Raw genomic sequence first — 18,897 nt, forward strand, 5'->3', positions numbered from 1 at the left:
ACAAAGCCGTCTCCAAATCACTCCGCGGCACCCGGAATTAAAATTGGGTTTCACCCCTCATTGACACAAAGATAGAGAGCGGCCCAAACAGGGCCGCTCTTTTGCTATGTGCCGTACACACGGAATGAGGAATCGCAACATGACTGTGGATTGGTCGCAGTGCAGGTCAGTCAAAACTTACAAAGACGTTGATATGGCCCTCTTTCAAGGCACGATCCAACCAGCCAACCAACCTGCGATCCTGCGTGGCTTTGTGCGTGACTGGCCGATTGTACAAGCGGCTTTGCAGTCGGACGAAGACGTCTGCGCCTATGTGACCCGTCACGCCAACGACTCCCCGGCCAATTGCTTCTTTGCCCCACCAGAAGTCAAAGGTCGCTTCAGCTATGGGCCAGATCTTCAACAGTTCAATTTTGATGTCCGTTCGGCCTCCATTGAGACACTCTTGACGATTCTGATGCGCCTGAAGGGGGTCGAGAACCCGCCAAGCATGTATGCGGGGGCCCTACCCTTTCAGCAATTCTTTCCGGCTCTGGCACTCGACTGCCCCATGCCACTTCTGAACCCTGGCGTTTCGGCCAAAGTTTCACTCTGGATTGGCAACCAAACCCGAACCGCTGCCCATTGGGACTTACCTCAGAATCTCGCGTGCGTCGTTGCGGGCAAACGTCGCTTCACTTTATTCCCGATCGAGGAAGTGAAGAACCTCTATATTGGGCCGCTGGACCATACACTTGCCGGCCAACCCATTTCGCTCGTGGATTTTGACAATCCCGACTTACTGACCCATCCGCGCTTTGCCCAAGCTGTAAAATCCGCCCAGATTGCAGAACTCGAGCCTGGCGACGTTCTATATATGCCGAGCTTGTGGATCCATCACGTAAAGTCCTTGGCCCCAGTTGGCATGTTAGTGAATTTCTGGTGGCGTGACGGACCCGAGCATTTGGTGACCCCAAGCCTCACGCTGCAACACGCGCTACTGACCTTGCGTGACCTACCCAAAGCCGAGAAGAAAGCTTGGAAAGCTATCTTTGACCACTATATTTTCCAGACAGATGAAGACCCAATGGCTCATCTTCCTGAAGTGGCCCGCGGGGTGTTTGGACCTATCACCTCAGACAGCCTAGCCAAAATCAAGGCTCGCTTGCGCCAGTCGCTCGACATGGACTAACGCCTGAGGCTTTTTCCCGCATTTGGAGAATTCTTAAAGCCAAACTCCCTTCGTTGGCACGAAACCCGCAACCCTACTCCCAACACCGGCCAAGTGTGCCGGAAAGAGACAGATCTCAAGATCGTGGAGTAGAACATGGCACAGGCAAACTATCTTATCGCAACTGCAGCCGCTTTGGCATTCATTCCAGCAATGGCCAGCGCGCAGCATGCACCTTACGAAGTCCTGAACGGCCAAGTCCAAATGGGCGACGCAGTTTCTACTTTGAATGTTGAGTTCCAATCGACGCATGGCACAGTCGCTAACAATTTGTCTGCTGGTAATACCATGTCCGCCAAAGCCGTCGAGCAGAGCATGAATGTATCCAACACGCAAATGCTGCGCGGCACGGTTTCAGCTATCAACACCGTCACAGGCCAAACCGCACGTGGCGTGACCCAAAGCACCGCAGTGGCCCATGGCAATGCTGCTCAAGTGGAAGGTTGCTGCGCCACCGTCGGGATCGATTCAACCCAAACTGCCCAAGCTGGCACCAAGATCACCGCTGGCTCGAACATCCATGTTGGTTCGGCTGATTACATTGTCTCCGGTGCGCAAGCGACAGCCAACAGCTTTGGCAGCTTCACGAAAAATGGCTACACCCAAGGCAAAGTGACCCAGACCAGCGCAGCAAAAGTTGAGGCTTCGTCGAAAGTTACCGCGTGCTGCAATAATGGCGCGATCTCATCGAATGCAATTGGCGCTGCAAACTCCGCCCGTTGGGAAGGTGAATCAGCCACTATTTTTGCCGAAGTTGACCAAAACAATACGGGCGCGGTTACAACCACTTCTACCGTTGACGTCAAGAGTGCCACCAATGTTTCAAGCGGTGCATCGGCCGCCGGTAACTTGGCTGAAATTCAAAACAAATGGGGCTATGCCCAGATGGCTGGGTCGCAGAATAACAGCGGTCATGTTTCTTCGAGCTCGGTTGTCAACCTCGACAATTTCGAAGGGTTTGCAATGACGGGTTCCAATTCGGTAGGCAACTCAGCTCTGTTGTCGAACCTGGGTTCGGACGTCTCGATGTTCATGGACCAAAACAACAGCGGCAATGTCTCGGCAACCACCAGCTTCTCGGGCGCTTCGGCTAATGGCGGCGTCGGTCAAGCAACTTCCTCGGCAGTCGGCAATGCGATCACCGCCTATTCCTGCGCTTCGTGCGGGAATGAAAGTGTCTTGGTCGAAGGCCGCACGACCCAAACCAACACGGGCAATATCACCGCCACCACCACCTTCAACGGCGGCAATATGGGCATGATTTCGGCCAGCGCTTCAGCTATTGGCAATAGCGCAACCTTCGTCGCACAACGCAGCGGCCACTAAACCCCAAGTCCTTAAAGATGAGAAAGGCGGCTCACGAAGCCGCCTTTTTTGTTTTTTGCGAATTAGAAGCGCTAGAGCAATTCTTCTGGGCGGACATCAAAGCTCTTGTTACAATATTCGCAGCGCACCCGAATAAAGCCATCTGCCTCAATCATTTCAGCCGCCGCCTCGGCTCCGAATTGCTTGAGCAAAGCCAGAATACGGTCGCTTGAACAGGTACAGGCCGTCTCAATTGGCTTGGCTTCAAACAAGCGCACGCCATCCTCATGGAACAAACGATAGAGCAGATCGCCTGCCGATAAGTCAGCATTGATCAATTCGCGATCTTCGAGTGTTTCAAACAGGATAGAGGCATGTTCCCAAGCCATCGCTGTATCGCCGCGCGCGCTGTCACCAGCAACCTGTTGGATCAAAGCGCCGCCCGCACGCCATTGCGGCCGCCCGGTTGGCCCTTGTGTTTCAGCACAAGCAATGCGGATGCGGGTAGGGATCTGTTCTGACTGCGCGAAGTAAAGCGCTGCTGCGTCGGCCAACGTATCGCCTTCAAGCGCCACTGTGCCCTGATAACGGTCCATGTCGTCGCCTTGATCCACCGTCATCGCAAACAAGCCCGGACCAATCAATTCTGGCAAGCTCGGTTCGGGCTTTTCAGCCAGAAGCTTTGCGAGCGCGACGCCATCGACATTGGCATAGCCGCGCAGCGCGCCATTGGTTCGATACTCGGCCACGATGAAACGGATCGGCCCTTCAAGACCATTTTCGCCTTGCACCTGAATGATCAGCTTGCCGTCAAACTTTAGGGAAGCCCCCACCAAGGCTGCCAAAGTCAACATCTCGCCCAATAACTTGGCCACGCACTCTGGGTACTTATGGCGCTGCAAGATCTCATCGACCGTTGCAGGTCCTAAGCGCACAATTCGGCCGCGCACCGGCTCACCATCGATTTGAAAAGCCGCCACAATATCGTCAGCAGCAGCCATCAAGTCGGCATCTGGATCTGAAGGATTGGCATCAAATGTCATTGGCTTGCCCCTTGCGCCAAGCACCATGTGAGAACAGCCTTTTGTGCATGGATTCGGTTTTCTGCTTCGTCAAAAATACGACTTTGTGGACCATCCATGACGGCACTGGTTACTTCCTCACCTCGGTGAGCCGGCAAGCAATGCAAGAAAATCGCCTCAGGCTTGGCCTGCGCCATCAAGGCCTCATTGACCTGATAAGGGCCGAGCGCCTGCATCCGCTCACCCACATTGGTATCCCCCATGGAAACCCACGTGTCAGTCACCACGCAGTCCGCCCCTGAAATAGCCTCAGCCGGGTTGTCAAACACCTCAACTACCGCGCCTGCAGCCCGCCCGGCAGCCAATACCTCTTCAGAAGGACGGAATCCGGCAGGACAAGCCGCAGCCACATGGAAGCCCAGTTTTGCGGCAGCATGAATAAAGCTGGTCAGCACATTATTGCCATCCCCCGCCCAAGCAATCTTGGCGCCCTTCAGGGTAATGCCTGCCTCTTCCAAGGTCATCAGATCCGCCAGAATCTGACAGGGATGAGAAAAATCCGTGAGGCCGTTGACGACAGGAACCGTGGCATAATGAGCCAATTCCAACAGACTGTTGTGACTATTGGCGCGTAGGGCAATCACATCCACCATGCGGGATAAAACGCGCGCAGTATCGGCGATTGACTCGCCGCGACCCAATTGACTGGTGGCGGCATCCATCACCAAAGTCTGGCCACCCAATTGGCGCATGGCCGCATCAAAAGAGACACGGGTTCTCGTCGAGTTTTTCTCAAAGATGGCCGCCAACACATAGCCGGACAAAGGCGCATCGGCATCGACTTTGCCCTTGGGCCAGCCTTGCCGCGCCCGCTTGCGCGCATGGGCTTCATCGAGAATCGCCCGAACCTCCTCAGGGGCGAGGCGGTCAATATCCAGAAAATGACGCATGAAGAAATGTCCAGTCGGGCCGCCTTAAGCGGCGGCTTTGACCTCTGCCCGGGCGGCAGCCAAAGCTGCATCCAGAATCGAGATGGCTTCAGAGATGTTGTCTGGAGATACGATCAGAGGCGGGGCCATGCGCAACACATTCTGCCCAGCTGTGCCAATCAGCATCCCACGTTCAAAGCACAATTGGCGCACTTTCAACGGATCGATATTCAGCTTCAATCCTGCCAATAGGCCTTTGCCACGTACATCCACCACGAGGTCTGGATAGCGATCCTTTAACCCTGCCAGTGATTGGTGCAAGTGATTGGCGACATCGCGGACATGCTCTAGGAATTCAGGCTTGCTGATCTCGTCGAAGGTTGCATGTCCAACGGCCATAGCCAAAGGATTACCGCCGAACGTGGATCCGTGAACACCGCGCACCATGCCGCTGGCGGCTTCTGCCGTTGCAAGACAGGCCCCCATTGGGAAACCACCGCCCATACCCTTGGCGACAGCCATGACATCGGGAGTGATGCCAGCCCACTCATGGGCAAACAATTTACCGGTGCGACCGGCACCTGATTGCACTTCGTCGAAGATCAATAAAATGCCATGCTCGTCGCACAGAGCGCGCAGACCTTTCAAGCATTCGTCAGGAACAGCGCGCACACCGCCTTCGCCCTGCACCGGCTCAAGCAGAATGCCGGCCGTGGTGGGGCCGATGGCAGCCTTCAGCGCTTCATGATCGCCAAATGGCAATTGGCGATAACCAGGCAAGGGCGGACCAAAGCCAGCAAGATAATTGGGGTTAGCTGCGGCATTGATGGCCCCGTATGACCGGCCGTGGAAAGCGCCCTCAAAGCCCAAAATCTCAATCCGCTCCGGGTGTCCCTTCGACGAATGATATTTGCGGGTCAGCTTCAAGCAGGCCTCAATCGCCTCCGTTCCGGAATTGGCAAAAAACACCACGTCGGCAAAGGTTGCATCGGTGTATTTCTGGGCCAGAGAACGCTGAAGCTCTGTCTGATACATATTGGACATGTGCCAGATTTTATTGGCTTGCTCTGTTAAAGCTGCCACCAGTTTTGGATGGCAATGGCCAAGGCTGTTGGTTGCAATCCCCGCGATAAAGTCCAGATAGCGCTTGCCCTCAGCCGTAAAGACTTCAACACCTCGGCCTTGCACGAAATCGGCTGGCGCAGGGGAATAGACGGGCATTAAAGGGGCAGCGCTCACGTATCACTCTCCAAATCATCAGTTTGTCCCGATTGGGGCAAACGAAAAAGGGCCTAGCGGCAGCCAGGTCCCTCGCCCGAAGCCAAGTCGAACAAGGGTCTTTTACAGCCTTATGCGCGCATGCGCCACCCCGTCTTGAACACACGCCAACAGATAAAGACGAGAATGAGGCTGATCAGGCCGGTGGAAATCGCGCTGGTCATCAAGTCGGCGTCGGCATGCCCCGTGAACCCATAGCGAAAGCCATCAATGAGATGAAACACGGGGTTCCAGAGAGAGAGGGTGTGAAACGGCTCTGGCAAGACTTTGATGGAATAAAAAGTCCCAGACAAGAAGGTCAAAGGGGTGATAACAAAGCTGGTGACAAAGGCGAGATTATCAAACTTATCGGCCCAGATGCCGCCAAGTACGCCAAAGGCACCGAACATGATCGCCCCTGTCAGCCCGAAATAAATGGTCCAACCCATATGCTTTGGAATCACATTGGCAAAGATGGTGATAGACACGGCCATTGCGACCGCTACCAAAAGACCGCGCGTTGTGGCCCCGGCAATAAATCCCGCTGTCAACTCACCCGCCGATAAGGGTGGCATCAAGAAATCAACCGTGGTGCCTTGAACCTTTGCGACAATCAAAGACGAGGACGAATTGGCAAAAGCATTCTGAATGATCGACAGCATGATGAGGCCAGGGGCCAAGAAATCTGCGAAGGGAATCCCGCTCATCATTCGTTTGTCGGCCCCAAAAGCCATAACGAACACGACCATCAATAACCACGTAGAGACAACCGGGCCAAAAATGGTTTGGACCGCCACTTTCCAAAAACGGCGCACTTCGCGTAGATAAAGCGTTTTCAGGCCGATCCAATTCAAAGCGCCATAGGCGCGCGGTGCGGGGGGAGTCGCAGACTGTGTCATGCGGATTAGTTTGGCCTCACAGCGCTGTGAAGGAAAGGCCTTTCGCACACCAAACTCTGTCCTTGAGCGGCAAACTTGCATAGTTTGTGCACCATGAATCCTTTCCTAGAAGCCCTTGCCCACCCCAGCCGACCTTTGGTAATGGGCGTTATCAATGCGACCCCTGACAGTTTTTCAGACGGCGGCCAGTTTATTCGTCCTGAGGCAGCGCTGGAGCAGGCGCGTAGGCTTATCGCCCAAGGGGTAGATATTCTCGATATTGGCGGCGAAAGTACCCGTCCAGGCTCTGACCCTGTTGAGGCAGAGGTGGAGCTGGCCCGCGTGTTGCCGATCCTAAAGGCTATCCGGCGAGAGAGCGGGATTGCCCTATCCATTGACACCCGCAAGCCAGAGGTAGCGCGCGCCGCTGTGGCAGCGGGGGCCAATTGCTGGAACGATGTCTCTGCCTTGACTTTTGCGCCAGAAAGCCTCGCGACTGCGGTGGAACTAAACGTCCCTGTGGTGCTGATGCATGCCCAAGGCGACCCGAAGACCATGCAGCAAGACCCCCAATATCGCGATGTGACGGGCGAAGTCTTGAATTTTTTGGTAGGTCGCATGGGCCAAGCGATCCAAGCAGGTTTGAAGCTCTCCAACATCATCGTCGACCCCGGCATCGGATTTGGCAAAACCCTCGCGCATAATTTGACCCTTTTGCGCGATTTGCCCCGCTTTGTGGCCTTGGGGCGGCCGGTTCTGGTGGGGGCCTCGCGCAAGCGCTTCATTGCCGCCTTGGACCAAGGGGTAGGTGTAGAGGAACGTTTGGGCGGTTCACTTGCCACAGCGCTTTTCGCCGCCAAGCAAGGCGCAAAGATCGTGCGTGTCCATGATGTGGCTGAAACCCGCCAAGCGCTGATAGTGCAGTCTGCCTTGTTAGACGCATAGAGACTTTGATTTGACCTATTCAATTTCCCCGTCAAAACCTGAGAGGCAAGCCCATGACGACTGAACCCAAAGGCCGTGTTTTGATCGTGGCTGGCAGCGACAGCGGCGGCGGTGCCGGTATTCAAGCCGATATCAAGGCCGTCACCGCGCTGGGCGGCTTTGCCATGACTGCTGTTACCGCCATCACCGTGCAAAATACGATGGGCGTATTTGACGTGCATCCTATACCCCTCAAAATTATCCGCGATCAGATTTCCTGCGTGGCACGTGATCTGGGCGTCGATGCGGTTAAAACCGGAATGCTTGGCAGTATTGAGACCGTCGAAACCGTTGCCGAAGCGCTGGAAGCCTACACCGGATCTGTACCCCGTGTGATAGATCCCGTCATGGTCGCCAAAGGTGGTCATCCTTTGCTCGAAGATAAGGCTGTCGCCGCCGTCAAAAGCCTGATGATCCCGCTAGCCGGGCTCTTGACCCCCAATGCACCAGAGGCAGAGCGGCTTGCTGATGTTTCTGTGGACGGGATCAATGGTCAACGCCGCGCAGCAGAGCGCTTGTTGCGGCTAGGTGCGGACGCGGTCCTCGTGAAAGGTGGCCACATACCCGGAGCCCGCTTTACTGATCTACTCGCAACCCAAAAAGGCGAAGTCTTTTTTGAGGCAGAGCGGATCGATACTACTTCCACCCATGGAACCGGCTGCACCTTGGCAAGCGCGATTTCTGCCTTAGTGGCACAGGGCGTTGAGCTGGAAGAAGCGATAGACCGCGCGCGGGCCTATCTGGTTGAAGCCATCAAGCAGGCACCAGGCTTTGGCAAAGGCCATGGCCCCCTCAATCATGCGTGGCCCGTCCAGAAATGAGTGCGACCCTTGAAACACGTTTGATCGAGATGGTGCGTGCCAGTCCGAAAGTGATGGAGGTGCTTGCCGTTGTACGCGAGGCCAAACTACCCGATTGGCGGCTTGTGGCTGGCTCCATTTACGGCACCGTTTGGAATGCCCTGACCGGAAGGCCTGCCGATTATGGCATCAAGGATTATGATATTTGTTATTTTGATCCCGATACGTCTTGGGACGCTGAAGACCGCATCATCAAAGCCGTCGATCAATCATTGCCAGACGCCCTAAAGCCCTTGGTGGAAGTGCGCAATCAAGCCCGCGTGCATTTGTGGTTTGAACAGCGCTTTGGCAGCCCTTATGCCCCTTTGGGCTGTACGGACGAATCGCTGGAGCGCTATTTGTGCTTCAGCGATGCCATTGCCGTGCGGCTTGAAGCCGATGATCGCATCTCGATTGCGGCCCCATTCGGGCTTGAGGATATGTTCGCGATGATTTTGCGCCCGAACCCCAAGCGGGGCGCGACACATAACACCAAAGCCAAAGTGGCCGCCATCCAAGCCCGCTGGCCTGAAGTACGATTCAAGGAAGTCTGATATGCGCCAATTTCTCGTCGATGCCTTTGCCGCAAAGCCGTTCACCGGCAATCCCGCTTGTGTGGTGGAGCCCTTTGATGTGTGGCCAGAGGCGGCTTGGATGCAGACTTTAGCGATGGAGAATAATCAGGCCGAGACCGCCTATCTGTTGAAGACAGATGACCCTGCCCGTTTTGGGTTACGCTGGTTTACCCCTGCGCTTGAAATCCCCTTGTGCGGCCATGCGACTTTGGCTTCTGCCCACGTACTCTTGCAAGAATTTGGCGTGAATGCAGAGGTTCTAACCTTCGATACGCTGAGCGGCGAATTGACCGTGCGACCTATGGATGATGGCCTGCTGGAGCTTAACTTCCCCGCCAATCCCCCCGTTCAAATCAAAACCCCAGCCGGTTTCGCAGAGGCTTTAGGGGCTGAGGTGGTTGAAACATGGGTGGGCAATTATGCCGTTGCCATTGTGAAGAATGAAAGCGTCTTGCGAGCGCTCAAGCCAAACCACGCTGAAATCGAGCGGATTTGCACCGAGACGTTAGAACGCAACCGCGGCAATCTGATGGTGTCAGCTTTTGCTGATCCGGGGGCCGATTATGAGATTGTCAGCCGTTTCTTCGCCCCGGGATCTGGCATTGCCGAGGACCCCGTAACAGGTTCTGCCCATTGCATCATCGCGCCCTTGTTTTCAGCCAAATTGGGCAAGCCAGTGATCACCTATTTCCAAGCCTACCCGGGTCGCGGCGGGGCTTTGACGTGCGAGGTTCAAGGTGACCGCGTGCTCTTACGCGGTACGGCGGTGACTGTACTCGATGGGCAATTGCGGGTTTAGCCCCCTTCCTTGTTGGGCCACTTCCCCCTAAACCCGTGGTCAAATTGTTGGAGAAACGTGATGGCAAATCCTGAGTGGAAGCGCGTTGAAGCGCATATGAATCGGGTCTTCCGCACAAAGGACGTGATTTTAAAGCCACGCGCCGGGGTGAAGGATTCGATGGAAGTGTATTTGGGTCCTGAATTCCTAGGTACCGTCTATATCGATGAAGATGAAGGTGAGACCTCTTACATCTTTGAAATGGCCATTCTGGATATTGATCTGGAAGACTAAAGTCCTTCACAAAAAACTGGAAGAAGCCCGCCCCAGCTAGCCTGCGGCGGGCTTTTCTTTGCTGCGCTTACAAGACACTCAACATGCTGGCGACCAAGGGGTGGCGCACGATATCGACTTCAGCCAAACGAACCACTGCCACATCGTCCAACCGATCCAGCGCATCGGCAATTTGGCCAAGGCCTGACAACTCAGGCAAGAGATCTGTCTGGGCGGGATCGCCTGTCACGACCATGGTGGAATGCCACCCCAAGCGCGTGAGCAGCATTTTGAGTTGGCCGTACGTGCAGTTTTGCGCCTCATCAATCACCACAAACGCATTGTTCAACGTCCTCCCCCGCATGAAGCCGATGGGGGCGATTTCGATCAGGCCTTCGACCATCATGGTTTTAAGCCGCTTGGGGCTGAGACGATCTGAAAGCGCATCCATGAGGGGTCGCAAATACGGCGCAAGCTTTTCTTCCATGTGGCCGGGCAAGAAGCCAATCGATTCACCGGCTTCCACCGCTGGCCGTGACAGGACGATGCGCGAAACTCTGCCCGCTTCAAGCGCTTCAACCGCTTTTGAAATCGCCAGATAGGTTTTGCCGGTTCCGGCAGGGCCAATCGCAACCACCAGCGGATTTGAGTCAATCGCATCCAGCAATCTTTCCTGTCCTGCTGTGCGCGGTTTCACTTTCTTCAGGAAGCTCTGATCGCGGTCAAGCCCATCATCCTGTGCCGTGGGGTTCCAACCAAACAGCGCCCGTACATTCGACTCCTCCTGCCCATAGGAGCCATGTTTCAAGCCCCCCAAGCTGTGCGACTGACGCGACTGCTCTGCTTGATCACGGGTGCGACGGACTGCTGGGCGTTTAGCCATAGACATGCTCCTTCAGGACTTGCTTCATGGAAACAAAAAACGCCGCAGACCTTGGGGCTGCGGCGCGCATAGACTTGTTGGTTTTCAACAAGACGCTCAAAGATCCGACCCGAGGGTCGGCAGGGTCTGGATCATGAATGGTCGCGCGTGCGATCACTGAACCCCCTCATCGCGTGAGCGTCGAAGACCTCTTCGACCTTGCCGCGAATCTCTGTTGCGATGTCATCCTAGCAGAGTAAATGAGTTGTTAACGTCATAAATTCTTATCGAAGGGAATTTTCCTATGAGCTTCATCCAGGGTGCCTATTCTTTGGGCGATGCGACCCCCACACTGCCTGCGCCGGGCAATTATTGGATCGCGCCCAATGCGACCGTTATCGGCAATTGCATCCTGCATCATAATGCAAGCGTCTGGTTTAATGCGGTTTTGCGCGGGGATAACGATCCGATCACCATCGGCGAGAATTCCAATATCCAAGATGGCGCGATCCTTCACACCGACCTTGGCATCCCGCTTACCATTGGCAAGAACGTCACCGTCGGTCATTTGGCCATGCTCCATGGGTGCGAGATCGGCGACAATAGCTTAATTGGAATCGGCGCGGTGGTGCTAAATCGAGCAGTGATTGGCAAAAATTGTATCATTGGTGCAAAAGCTCTCATCCCCGAAGGTAAAGTGATCCCGGACAACTCGCTCGTCATGGGTGCGCCTGGCAAAGTGATTCGCGAAGTCCTGCCCGAACAAGCTCAATTTCTAACTGGCTCTGCGCTGCATTATGTCGAGAATTGGAAACGCTTTCACGCAAACTTGAGACCCATGCCTGCAGCTTAGCCCCATCCGTCATATGGTTGGAACAAAACTCAGCTATCCACCCGTCAGCGTCTATCTGCTGGAGGGAATATGTTGCGTGCCACCCACTTCGTACTTGTGCCAGCCTGCTTAAGCCTGTTCCTTGGAGGCTGCGCAACAGAGCTTCCACTTGCAGAGCGGATTGCCCGGGCAACCCCTGCTGTGACAGTTGTGGCGCGCGGTGAAACGGTGCCAGTCGGCTCTGCCAATCAAGATGCTGCCGATGACCCAGCAATCTGGCGCAACCCTGCCCGCCCAGAGGCAAGCCTAATCATTGGAACAGACAAAAAGGCCGGGCTTTATACCTATGATTTGGACGGCAAGATTCGGGACTTTTATGATGCAGGGCGGGTCAATAATGTCGATTTGCGGGCTAAAATCCTTGTAAACGGCACACCCCGCATACTGGTGGCCGCCAGCGACCGCAACGACCTGACTCAAGCCAAAATCGCCCTCTTCACATTAGACCCCGAGACAGCGAAGCTTGCCCCGCTTGGCACCGTACCCGCAGGCACTGGTGAGGCCTATGGCATGTGCTTGGGGCACAGCGAGGGGAGGCTTTATGCGTTCATGGTGCTGAAGGACGGCACGATCCATCAGATTGCGCTGAATGTAGCCGGCACCGCGCCTTCTGGGGAACTTGTGCGCACCCTAAAACTTGCCACCCAATCTGAGGGGTGCGTGGTGGATGAACAAACCCAACGCCTTTATGTGGCGGAAGAAGACGTTGGCCTGTGGCGCTTTGATGCGCGCCCGACAGGTTCGACCAGTCCGACCAAAATTGCTGCTGCCGATGGCAAGAATATTGTCGCGGACGCTGAAGGGGTTGCCCTTGCCGAGGGACCAGAGGGTGGGCGCTATATCCTTGTCTCCAGTCAAGGCGACAATGCCTACACAATCTTTCGGGCCAGCGATGAGGCTTATGTCGGCCGCTTTCGAATTGCGGCAGGGACTTTTGGTGCAACCGAAGAAACGGACGGGATTGACTTAATTGTCGGCGATTTTGGCCCGGCCTATCCGGGCGGCCTATTCATCGCCCAGGATGGCATCCAAGCTGGCGGCGCACAGAATTTCAAGCTCATTGCGTGGGATGATATTGTGCAGGCCGTTGGTCTGCCAAAGTAGTCGCATAAAAATCAAGCGCTTGCTTCATATCAAGCGCTTGAATGAAGAACGGTTTCGAGGTCACGAACGCTTAGATCGCGCCGTGGCAGGCCTTAAAGCGCTTGCCAGACCCGCAAGGGCATGGGGCGTTGCGCGGTGTATCAAGCCATGCACGCGGCATCGGGCCCAAAGGCGATGGAACCAAATCATCTGCCGCCGCGCCCATTTCATCCAAGCCGGTATTGGGCAAGGGGTGGCTCGACAGCCAATTGGGATTTAGGCCCATGCCATCGCCAATGCCTGCACCAAACCCACCATCAATCGTCGCCATACTGGGGTCGAAGCCAGCTGGCACCATGGGCTGATCGGGTTGGATCAATTGCACATTCATCAAAAAGCGCGTGACATCGGTCCGCAAATCGGTGCGCATTTTCTCAAACATGGAGAAGGCATCGGTTTTATACTCGATCAGTGGGTCGCGCTGGCCATAACCACGCAAATGGATCACGGAGCGCAAATGGTCGACTTGGCTCAAATGCTCGCGCCATTTGAGGTCAATTGTCTGCAATAAAACCTGCTTTTCGATATAACGCGACTGCTCTTCGCCCATCAACGCCACTTTCTCCGACCAAGCCTTATCGGAGGCCTCAATGATGGCTTGGCGAATATCATTGTCATCAATGCCCTCTTGAGCGGCCATATCCTTGGCAGGGATGTCCAAACTAAGGATTTCTTTCACCTCAGTTTCAAGGCCATCGGTATCCCATTGCTCGGGCAATAGTTTTGGTGGCATATAATATTCGCACAAGGTGTCGATCACTTCATGGCGCATGTGGCGCACGGTTTCTTCGACATCTTCCGCACGCATGAACTCTTTGCGTTCTTCAAAAATCTGCTTGCGCTGATCGTTGATGACGTCATCATATTTCAAGAGGTTCTTGCGGATTTCAAAGTTGCGGGCTTCAACCCGCTTCTGGCTGATTTCCATCGCCTTGTTCATCATGCGCTCTTCGATGGGCTCATCTTCGGCCACTTTGAGAACGCGCAGGATTCCTGCCATGCGTTCACCGCCGAAAATGCGCAGCAGGTCATCATCACAGGAGATATAGAAACGGCTCTTGCCGGGGTCGCCCTGACGACCTGTCCGGCCACGCAGCTGGTTGTCGATCCGCCGGCTTTCATGGCGTTCGGTCCCCAAAACATAAAGACCGCCCAATTCCATCGCTTTGGCTTTTTTGACCGCAATATCGGCCATGATTTCATCATGCAGGTTCTTGAGTTCCGCTTCGGTCATCGACCGGCCCCAAGCAGCCTCGCGGGTGCGACGCTCTTTCTCGAGGCGCATTTCTGGGTTGCCACCCAGCTGAATATCAGTCCCGCGACCAGCCATATTGGTCGCAATCGTTACCGCACCTGGCACACCCGCCTCGGCCACGATTTCGGCTTCTTCCGCATGTTTGTGGGCGTTCAAGACCGAGTGGGGAATGTTTTCAGCTTTAAGAAGCTCTGAAATAGCTTCTGACTTTTCAATCGAGGCTGTACCGACCAGAATGGGCTGGCCGCGCTCATAGCATTCGCGAATATCGCGCATGATGGCTTTATGCTTACCGGCTTCGTTTTGATAGACGACGTCATTCTCGTCGATCCGGGCAACCGGGCGATTGGTCGGAATTTCGACCACTTGCAGGTTGTAAATATCTTCAAATTCGGCCGCCTCTGTCTGGGCCGTCCCGGTCATTCCACCCAGCTTTTCATAAAGCCGGAAGTAATTCTGGAAGGTGATGGAGGCCAAGGTTTGGTTTTCGGGTTGCACCGGAACCTGTTCCTTAGCTTCAATGGCTTGGTGCAAGCCTTCAGACAAGCGCCGCCCCGTCATCATACGGCCGGTGAATTCGTCAATCAGGACCACTTCGTCGTCTTTGACGATATAGTCTTTATCGCGTGTATAGAGCACATGGGCGCGCAAAGCTTGGTTGGCGTGGTGCACAATCGTGGTGTTGACGGCCTCATAAAGCGCGCCTTCCAACAAGCCCCGCTCGCGCAGCAAGTCTTCAATATGCTCAGAGCCCTTTTCGGTATAAACCGCTGAGCGCTGCTTCTCATCATGCTCATAATCATCCTTGTCGAGCAGATAGATGAGTTCATCCATCGCGCGATAGAAATCAGAGCGGTCATCGGTTGGCCCCGAAATGATCAAAGGAGTACGCGCTTCATCGATCAGAATGGAGTCGACCTCGTCCACAATCGCAAAATGATGGTCGCGCTGGACCATTTCATCGAGCGAATACTTCAGATTATCGCGCAGATAATCAAAGCCAAACTCGTTATTGGTGCCATAGGTGATATCCTTGGCGTAATTGATGCGGCGTTCCCGGTCGTCGAGGCCTGGGACAATCACACCGGTTTCCATGCCAAGGAAGCCATAAACCCGGCCCATCCATTCCGCGTCGCGTCTGGCCAGATAGTCATTGACCGTCACAACATGGGCACCCTTGCCCTGCAAGGCATTCAGATAGACGGGCGCGGTTGCCACCAGGGTTTTGCCTTCCCCTGTGCGCATTTCGGCGATGGCACCAGAATTAAGCACCATGCCGCCTACCAGCTGTACGTCATAATGGCGCTGACCAATCGCGCGATAGGCCGCCTCGCGCACCACTGCAAAGGCTTCGTCTAAAATATCATCAAGAGTCGCACCGGCGGCAAGCTTGGCCTTGAACTCATCTGTCTTGCCGCGCAACGCGTCATCGCTCAGCGCCTTGATACCTGCTTCCAACGGGTTGATCCGCTGTTCGACCCGCTGGATCAACGACTTCACGCGGCGCTCGTTGGAGGAACCAAACAGCTTCTTGACGATATTCAACATGAATTTCCGGCCTGACCTGCGCCGGAAACCCCGGCAATAATGGAGCCCTACACATCTGATGCACCAGATCTGTAAGGGGCGCGAAAGCCGCGCCAAAGCAACTCGTTTGGCCCGTGAGGTAAGAACGCAGCGAAAGCATGTCAACGCGCGTCCATGCACTGCACGACAAAAAGGTGCTTTAAGCTCTCCCTTGCCAGCGTTTGCGTGCTAGGTCATGGGGAAAAATCAGGGAGAGAAGCATGTCGTATGCGTTTTGCAGCACAGAAATCACGGGCCGCGTCCTAACTGTCACCATTAACCGACCCGAATCTATGAATGCCCTGCACCCCCCAGCCAATGCCGAATTGGCAGAGGTGTTTGATGCGTTTGCTGCCAATCCAGATCTATGGGTTGCCATCATCACCGGCGCGGGTGACCGCGCATTTAGTGCAGGCAATGACCTCAAATACCAGGCATCTGGCGGAAAAATGTATGTGCCCGAAAGCGGCTTTGCCGGCCTAACCAGCCGCTTTGATTTAACAAAGCCTGTCATTGCCGCCGTGAATGGGATCGCCATGGGCGGCGGCTTTGAGATCGCGCTGGCCTGCGACCTCATCATCGCCTCCGATAATGCGGTGTTTGCTTTGCCAGAGCCAAAGGTTGGTTTGGCAGCTTTAGCAGGCGGTCTGCACCGTTTGCCGCGCCAGATTGGCCAGAAACAAGCTATGGGCATGATTTTAACCGGCCGCCATGTTGGTGCTGAAGAAGGTAAGGCACTGGGCTTCGTGAATGAAGTGACACCCCAAGCTGACCTTTTAACACGGGCGCATGCCTGGGCGGATATGATTGTGGCGTGTTCGCCCACCTCTATCCGTGCCTCGAAAGAAGCGGTCTATCGCGGCTTGGACGAACCTACCTTGGAGGCTGCCTATCGCGGCCAGTCCAAATATGGCGAGATCAATGCCATGTTTAAGTCGCCCAATTTGATTGAGGGACCTATGGCTTTCGCACAAAAGCGCAAACCGCAATGGACAGGCTAAACGCTATTTTCACTTGCCCAGACAGCGGCTTCACGCCAAACAAAGGGCAAACCAAGTGTAAATCTTGCGATGGGGAGTTCCTAGATGGCCACAGCGGCAGCTGAAGATCGGTTTGACTATATCATCATTGGCGCTGGCAGCGCTGGCTGCGTGCTCGCCAATCGATTAAGCGAAGACCCTTCAGTGCGAGTCTTGGTCTTGGAAGCCGGTGGGCGAGACAATTCCTTCCTTGTCCGTATGCCCGCCGGTGTTGGTACGCTTATCAAAGGCAAGAATGCGCATAATTGGGCCTTCACGACCGAGCCGCAAACCCATCTCAACAACCGCCCGCTGTACTGGCCGCGCGGCAAAGGCTGGGGCGGGTCAAGCTCGATCAATGGCATGATCTATATTCGTGGCCATGCGCGCGATTATGACCAGTGGGCGCAAATGGGCCTGAAGGGCTGGAGCTTTTCTGAAGTTCTACCCTATTTCAAGCGCTCCGAATCCTTAGAGACCGGTGGCGACGCCTTTCACGGCTCAAACGGGCCCTTGCACGTGTCGTGGGGCAAGTCGGCCAACCCGCTCTATCACGCCCTCGTGGAATCGGCAGTTCAAGCTGGCCACAAAAAGTCGGAGGACTTCAACGGCTATGACCAAGAAGGCTTTGGCGCTTATCAATTGACCGTCAAGGATGGTGAGCGTTGGTCAGCCTCTTTCGCCTATCTCAAGCCTGCTCTGTCACGTCCTAATCTAGCCGTGCGCAGCCACGCCTACACCACAAAGCTTCTGTTTGAGGACAAGGTCTGTGTTGGCGTTGAATATGCCCATGACGAGAAGTCGCCCCGCTCGCGGGTCTATGCCACTAAGGAAGTTTTGGTGTGCGCTGGGGCCGTGCAATCGCCGCAAATCCTTATGGTGTCAGGCATTGGCCCGGCTGATACCCTCAAGCGTGTTGGGGTAGACGTGTTGGTTGATAGCCCCGATGTCGGGCAGAATCTGCAAGATCATTTGGACGTGCTGCTCTTGCAGAATTGCACCCAGCCCATCACCGCCTTCTCGCTTAATCGCGGCCTGAAACAATATCTAACGGCCTTGACCTATTTGTTCCGCAAGGAAGGCTTGGGCCGGGAGAACTTCCTCGAGTCCGGAGGCTTTGCGAAATCGCGCGAAGGCCTCGACCGACCTGATTTGCAGTTCCATTTCGTCAATGCCTTGGTGCAAGACCATGGCAATGTGGCTGCCACCCAAGACGGCTTCTCGCTGCATGTCTGCCAGTTGCGCCCTGAAAGCCGGGGTGAGATCAGCTTAGCGAGCGCCAATCCATTTGCAGCACCGAAAATCGATCCCAATTATCTGGCGACCGAAGAAGATCGGCGGGCCCTGCGCGAGGGGCTGAAAATTGGCCGCAAAGTCTTAAACCAGCCTGCCTTGTCGCCTTATCGCGGCGACGAGTTTAAGCCCGGTGCCCATGTCCAATCCGACGAGGAAATTGACGCCTATATCAAAGCAACAGCCGAGACGATTTATCACCCGATCGGTACCTGTCGCATGGGCACCGATAAGGCCTCGGTGGTGGACAAGGATTGCAAAGTACGCGGCGTGAAGAACCTCCGCGTGGTCGATGCGTCGGTGATGCCAACCCTGATCGGCGGCAATACCAATGCGCCCACCATGATGATTGCGGAAAAAATCTCCGACCATATCCGTGGCAAGAAGTTCCTGCCCGCCGAAGACGTCGCCGTCGCCTAACATTTTGTTCCCTCCAAGGTCCTCCCCGCCGAAACGAAGAGGAGAGCGGGGACGTTGCGGGCCGCGAGGGATGCCATCGCTTCTCGTTCTTTTGTTCTAGAAGGCTTTGGTGCAGGCCCTGCCTGCCCCAAAGGCCATACGTTATTGTTCGCGGACGGTTTGGTGGACCAAGGGGATCACCAAAGCGCGTCCAAATAAAAAACCTAACCAAAACCACCGTCATCCCTGCCGAAGCGAAGCGCAGAGCGGGGACCTCCTTGTGCTTGTGCGGCACAGGGTCCCGGATCGGCTGCGCCGTCCGGGATGACACCGTGAAAAAGGTCTTTATCTGGAAGGCTTTGGTGCAGGCCCTGCCAGCCCCAAAGGCCAAACTCACTTGTTGGTGGGCGATTTGACG

At 55.2% G+C, this 18,897-nt stretch carries 19 protein-coding genes; 11 read left to right on the top strand and 8 right to left on the bottom strand.

Going from position 1 to position 18,897, the window contains the following annotated elements; all coding sequences use genetic code 11:
- Nucleotides 1-193 precede the first annotated feature (193 nt).
- On the top strand, nt 194-1,171 hold the full coding sequence (locus B7364_RS06800; protein WP_232780833.1) for a cupin-like domain-containing protein: 978 nt from the start codon (nt 194-196) through the stop codon (nt 1,169-1,171).
- 135 nt (nt 1,172-1,306) lie between these two features.
- Nucleotides 1,307-2,536, top strand: coding sequence for a holdfast anchor protein HfaD (hfaD, locus tag B7364_RS06805; protein ID WP_085339275.1), 1,230 nt, complete (start codon nt 1,307-1,309; stop codon nt 2,534-2,536).
- A 71-nt stretch (nt 2,537-2,607) separates the two neighbouring features.
- Here hfaD and B7364_RS06810 read toward each other — a convergent pair whose 3' ends face one another.
- The 4 genes from B7364_RS06810 to B7364_RS06825 form a co-directional block, all read right to left on the bottom strand.
- The gene (locus tag B7364_RS06810) at nt 2,608-3,558 is read right to left on the bottom strand and encodes an Hsp33 family molecular chaperone (RefSeq protein ID WP_085339276.1); all 951 of its coding nucleotides are present in this window, start codon (nt 3,556-3,558) and stop codon (nt 2,608-2,610) included.
- Nucleotides 3,555-4,487 carry an ornithine carbamoyltransferase gene (gene argF, locus B7364_RS06815; RefSeq protein WP_085339277.1) on the bottom strand — a complete coding sequence of 311 codons (933 nt, stop codon included), beginning with the start codon at nt 4,485-4,487 and terminating at the stop codon, nt 3,555-3,557. Before argF ends, B7364_RS06810 begins: the two co-directional genes overlap by 4 nt.
- Nucleotides 4,488-4,511: 24 nt before the next feature.
- A complete protein-coding gene (locus B7364_RS06820) occupies nt 4,512-5,687 on the bottom strand; it encodes an aspartate aminotransferase family protein (RefSeq protein ID WP_085339278.1) in 1,176 nt (391 codons plus the stop codon).
- A 128-nt stretch (nt 5,688-5,815) separates the two neighbouring features.
- Nucleotides 5,816-6,622 (bottom strand): ABC transporter permease, encoded by an 807-nt coding sequence (locus B7364_RS06825; protein WP_085339279.1) that lies wholly within the window; start codon nt 6,620-6,622, stop codon nt 5,816-5,818.
- A 93-nt stretch (nt 6,623-6,715) separates the two neighbouring features.
- Here B7364_RS06825 and folP point away from each other — a divergent pair, with 93 nt between their 5' ends.
- Genes folP through B7364_RS06850 form a run of 5 tightly spaced genes read left to right on the top strand, consistent with a single transcriptional unit; the run spans nt 6,716 to nt 10,071 of the window.
- Nucleotides 6,716-7,546, top strand: coding sequence for a dihydropteroate synthase (gene folP / locus B7364_RS06830; RefSeq protein WP_232780834.1), 831 nt, complete (start codon nt 6,716-6,718; stop codon nt 7,544-7,546).
- Nucleotides 7,547-7,599: 53 nt separating this feature from the next.
- The gene (gene thiD, locus B7364_RS06835; RefSeq protein WP_085339280.1) at nt 7,600-8,406 is read left to right on the top strand and encodes a bifunctional hydroxymethylpyrimidine kinase/phosphomethylpyrimidine kinase; all 807 of its coding nucleotides are present in this window, start codon (nt 7,600-7,602) and stop codon (nt 8,404-8,406) included.
- On the top strand, nt 8,403-8,978 hold the full coding sequence (locus B7364_RS06840; protein WP_085339290.1) for a nucleotidyltransferase family protein: 576 nt from the start codon (nt 8,403-8,405) through the stop codon (nt 8,976-8,978). The genes thiD and B7364_RS06840 overlap by 4 nt, the downstream gene beginning before the upstream one ends.
- A 1-nt stretch (nt 8,979) precedes the next feature.
- The gene (locus B7364_RS06845) at nt 8,980-9,798 is read left to right on the top strand and encodes a PhzF family phenazine biosynthesis protein (protein WP_085339281.1); all 819 of its coding nucleotides are present in this window, start codon (nt 8,980-8,982) and stop codon (nt 9,796-9,798) included.
- Between the two features lie 60 nt (nt 9,799-9,858).
- Entirely contained in the window at nt 9,859-10,071 is a 213-nt protein-coding gene (locus B7364_RS06850) for a DUF3126 family protein (protein WP_085339282.1), read from the top strand.
- Nucleotides 10,072-10,138: 67 nt separating this feature from the next.
- Here B7364_RS06850 and B7364_RS06855 read toward each other — a convergent pair whose 3' ends face one another.
- Both B7364_RS06855 and B7364_RS17850 read right to left on the bottom strand, forming a co-directional pair.
- On the bottom strand, nt 10,139-10,933 hold the full coding sequence (locus B7364_RS06855) for a PhoH family protein (RefSeq protein ID WP_085339283.1): 795 nt from the start codon (nt 10,931-10,933) through the stop codon (nt 10,139-10,141).
- The gene (locus tag B7364_RS17850; protein ID WP_157893548.1) at nt 10,926-11,090 is read right to left on the bottom strand and encodes a hypothetical protein; all 165 of its coding nucleotides are present in this window, start codon (nt 11,088-11,090) and stop codon (nt 10,926-10,928) included. The genes B7364_RS06855 and B7364_RS17850 overlap by 8 nt, the downstream gene beginning before the upstream one ends.
- Nucleotides 11,091-11,216: 126 nt before the next feature.
- Between B7364_RS17850 and B7364_RS06860 the strand changes: the two genes are divergently transcribed.
- Nucleotides 11,217-11,765, top strand: a complete 549-nt coding sequence (locus B7364_RS06860; protein ID WP_085339284.1) for a gamma carbonic anhydrase family protein — start codon at nt 11,217-11,219, stop codon at nt 11,763-11,765.
- Nucleotides 11,766-11,834: 69 nt separating this feature from the next.
- Nucleotides 11,835-12,908 carry a phytase gene (locus tag B7364_RS06865; protein WP_085339285.1) on the top strand — a complete coding sequence of 358 codons (1,074 nt, stop codon included), beginning with the start codon at nt 11,835-11,837 and terminating at the stop codon, nt 12,906-12,908.
- A gap of 70 nt (nt 12,909-12,978) precedes the next feature.
- Here the strand turns inward: B7364_RS06865 and secA are convergent, their stop codons facing one another.
- Complete coding sequence (gene secA, locus B7364_RS06870; protein ID WP_085339286.1) at nt 12,979-15,750, bottom strand: preprotein translocase subunit SecA; 2,772 nt, start codon at nt 15,748-15,750, stop codon at nt 12,979-12,981.
- A 239-nt stretch (nt 15,751-15,989) separates the two neighbouring features.
- Between secA and B7364_RS06875 the strand changes: the two genes are divergently transcribed.
- Together B7364_RS06875 and B7364_RS06880 are read left to right on the top strand one after the other, a co-directional pair.
- Nucleotides 15,990-16,769 carry an enoyl-CoA hydratase-related protein gene (locus tag B7364_RS06875; RefSeq protein ID WP_085339287.1) on the top strand — a complete coding sequence of 260 codons (780 nt, stop codon included), beginning with the start codon at nt 15,990-15,992 and terminating at the stop codon, nt 16,767-16,769.
- An 84-nt stretch (nt 16,770-16,853) separates the two neighbouring features.
- On the top strand, nt 16,854-18,500 hold the full coding sequence (locus B7364_RS06880) for a choline dehydrogenase (RefSeq protein ID WP_085339288.1): 1,647 nt from the start codon (nt 16,854-16,856) through the stop codon (nt 18,498-18,500).
- Between the two features lie 203 nt (nt 18,501-18,703).
- On the opposite strand, the gene B7364_RS18115 is transcribed toward B7364_RS06880, so the two are convergent.
- Nucleotides 18,704-18,897: hypothetical protein (locus tag B7364_RS18115; protein ID WP_232780835.1), on the bottom strand; the 194-nt coding region annotated here is incomplete at its 5' end.

It is taken from the genome of Aquidulcibacter paucihalophilus (assembly GCF_002105465.1).
In the GTDB taxonomy this organism is placed as follows: domain Bacteria; phylum Pseudomonadota; class Alphaproteobacteria; order Caulobacterales; family Aquidulcibacteraceae; genus Aquidulcibacter; species Aquidulcibacter paucihalophilus.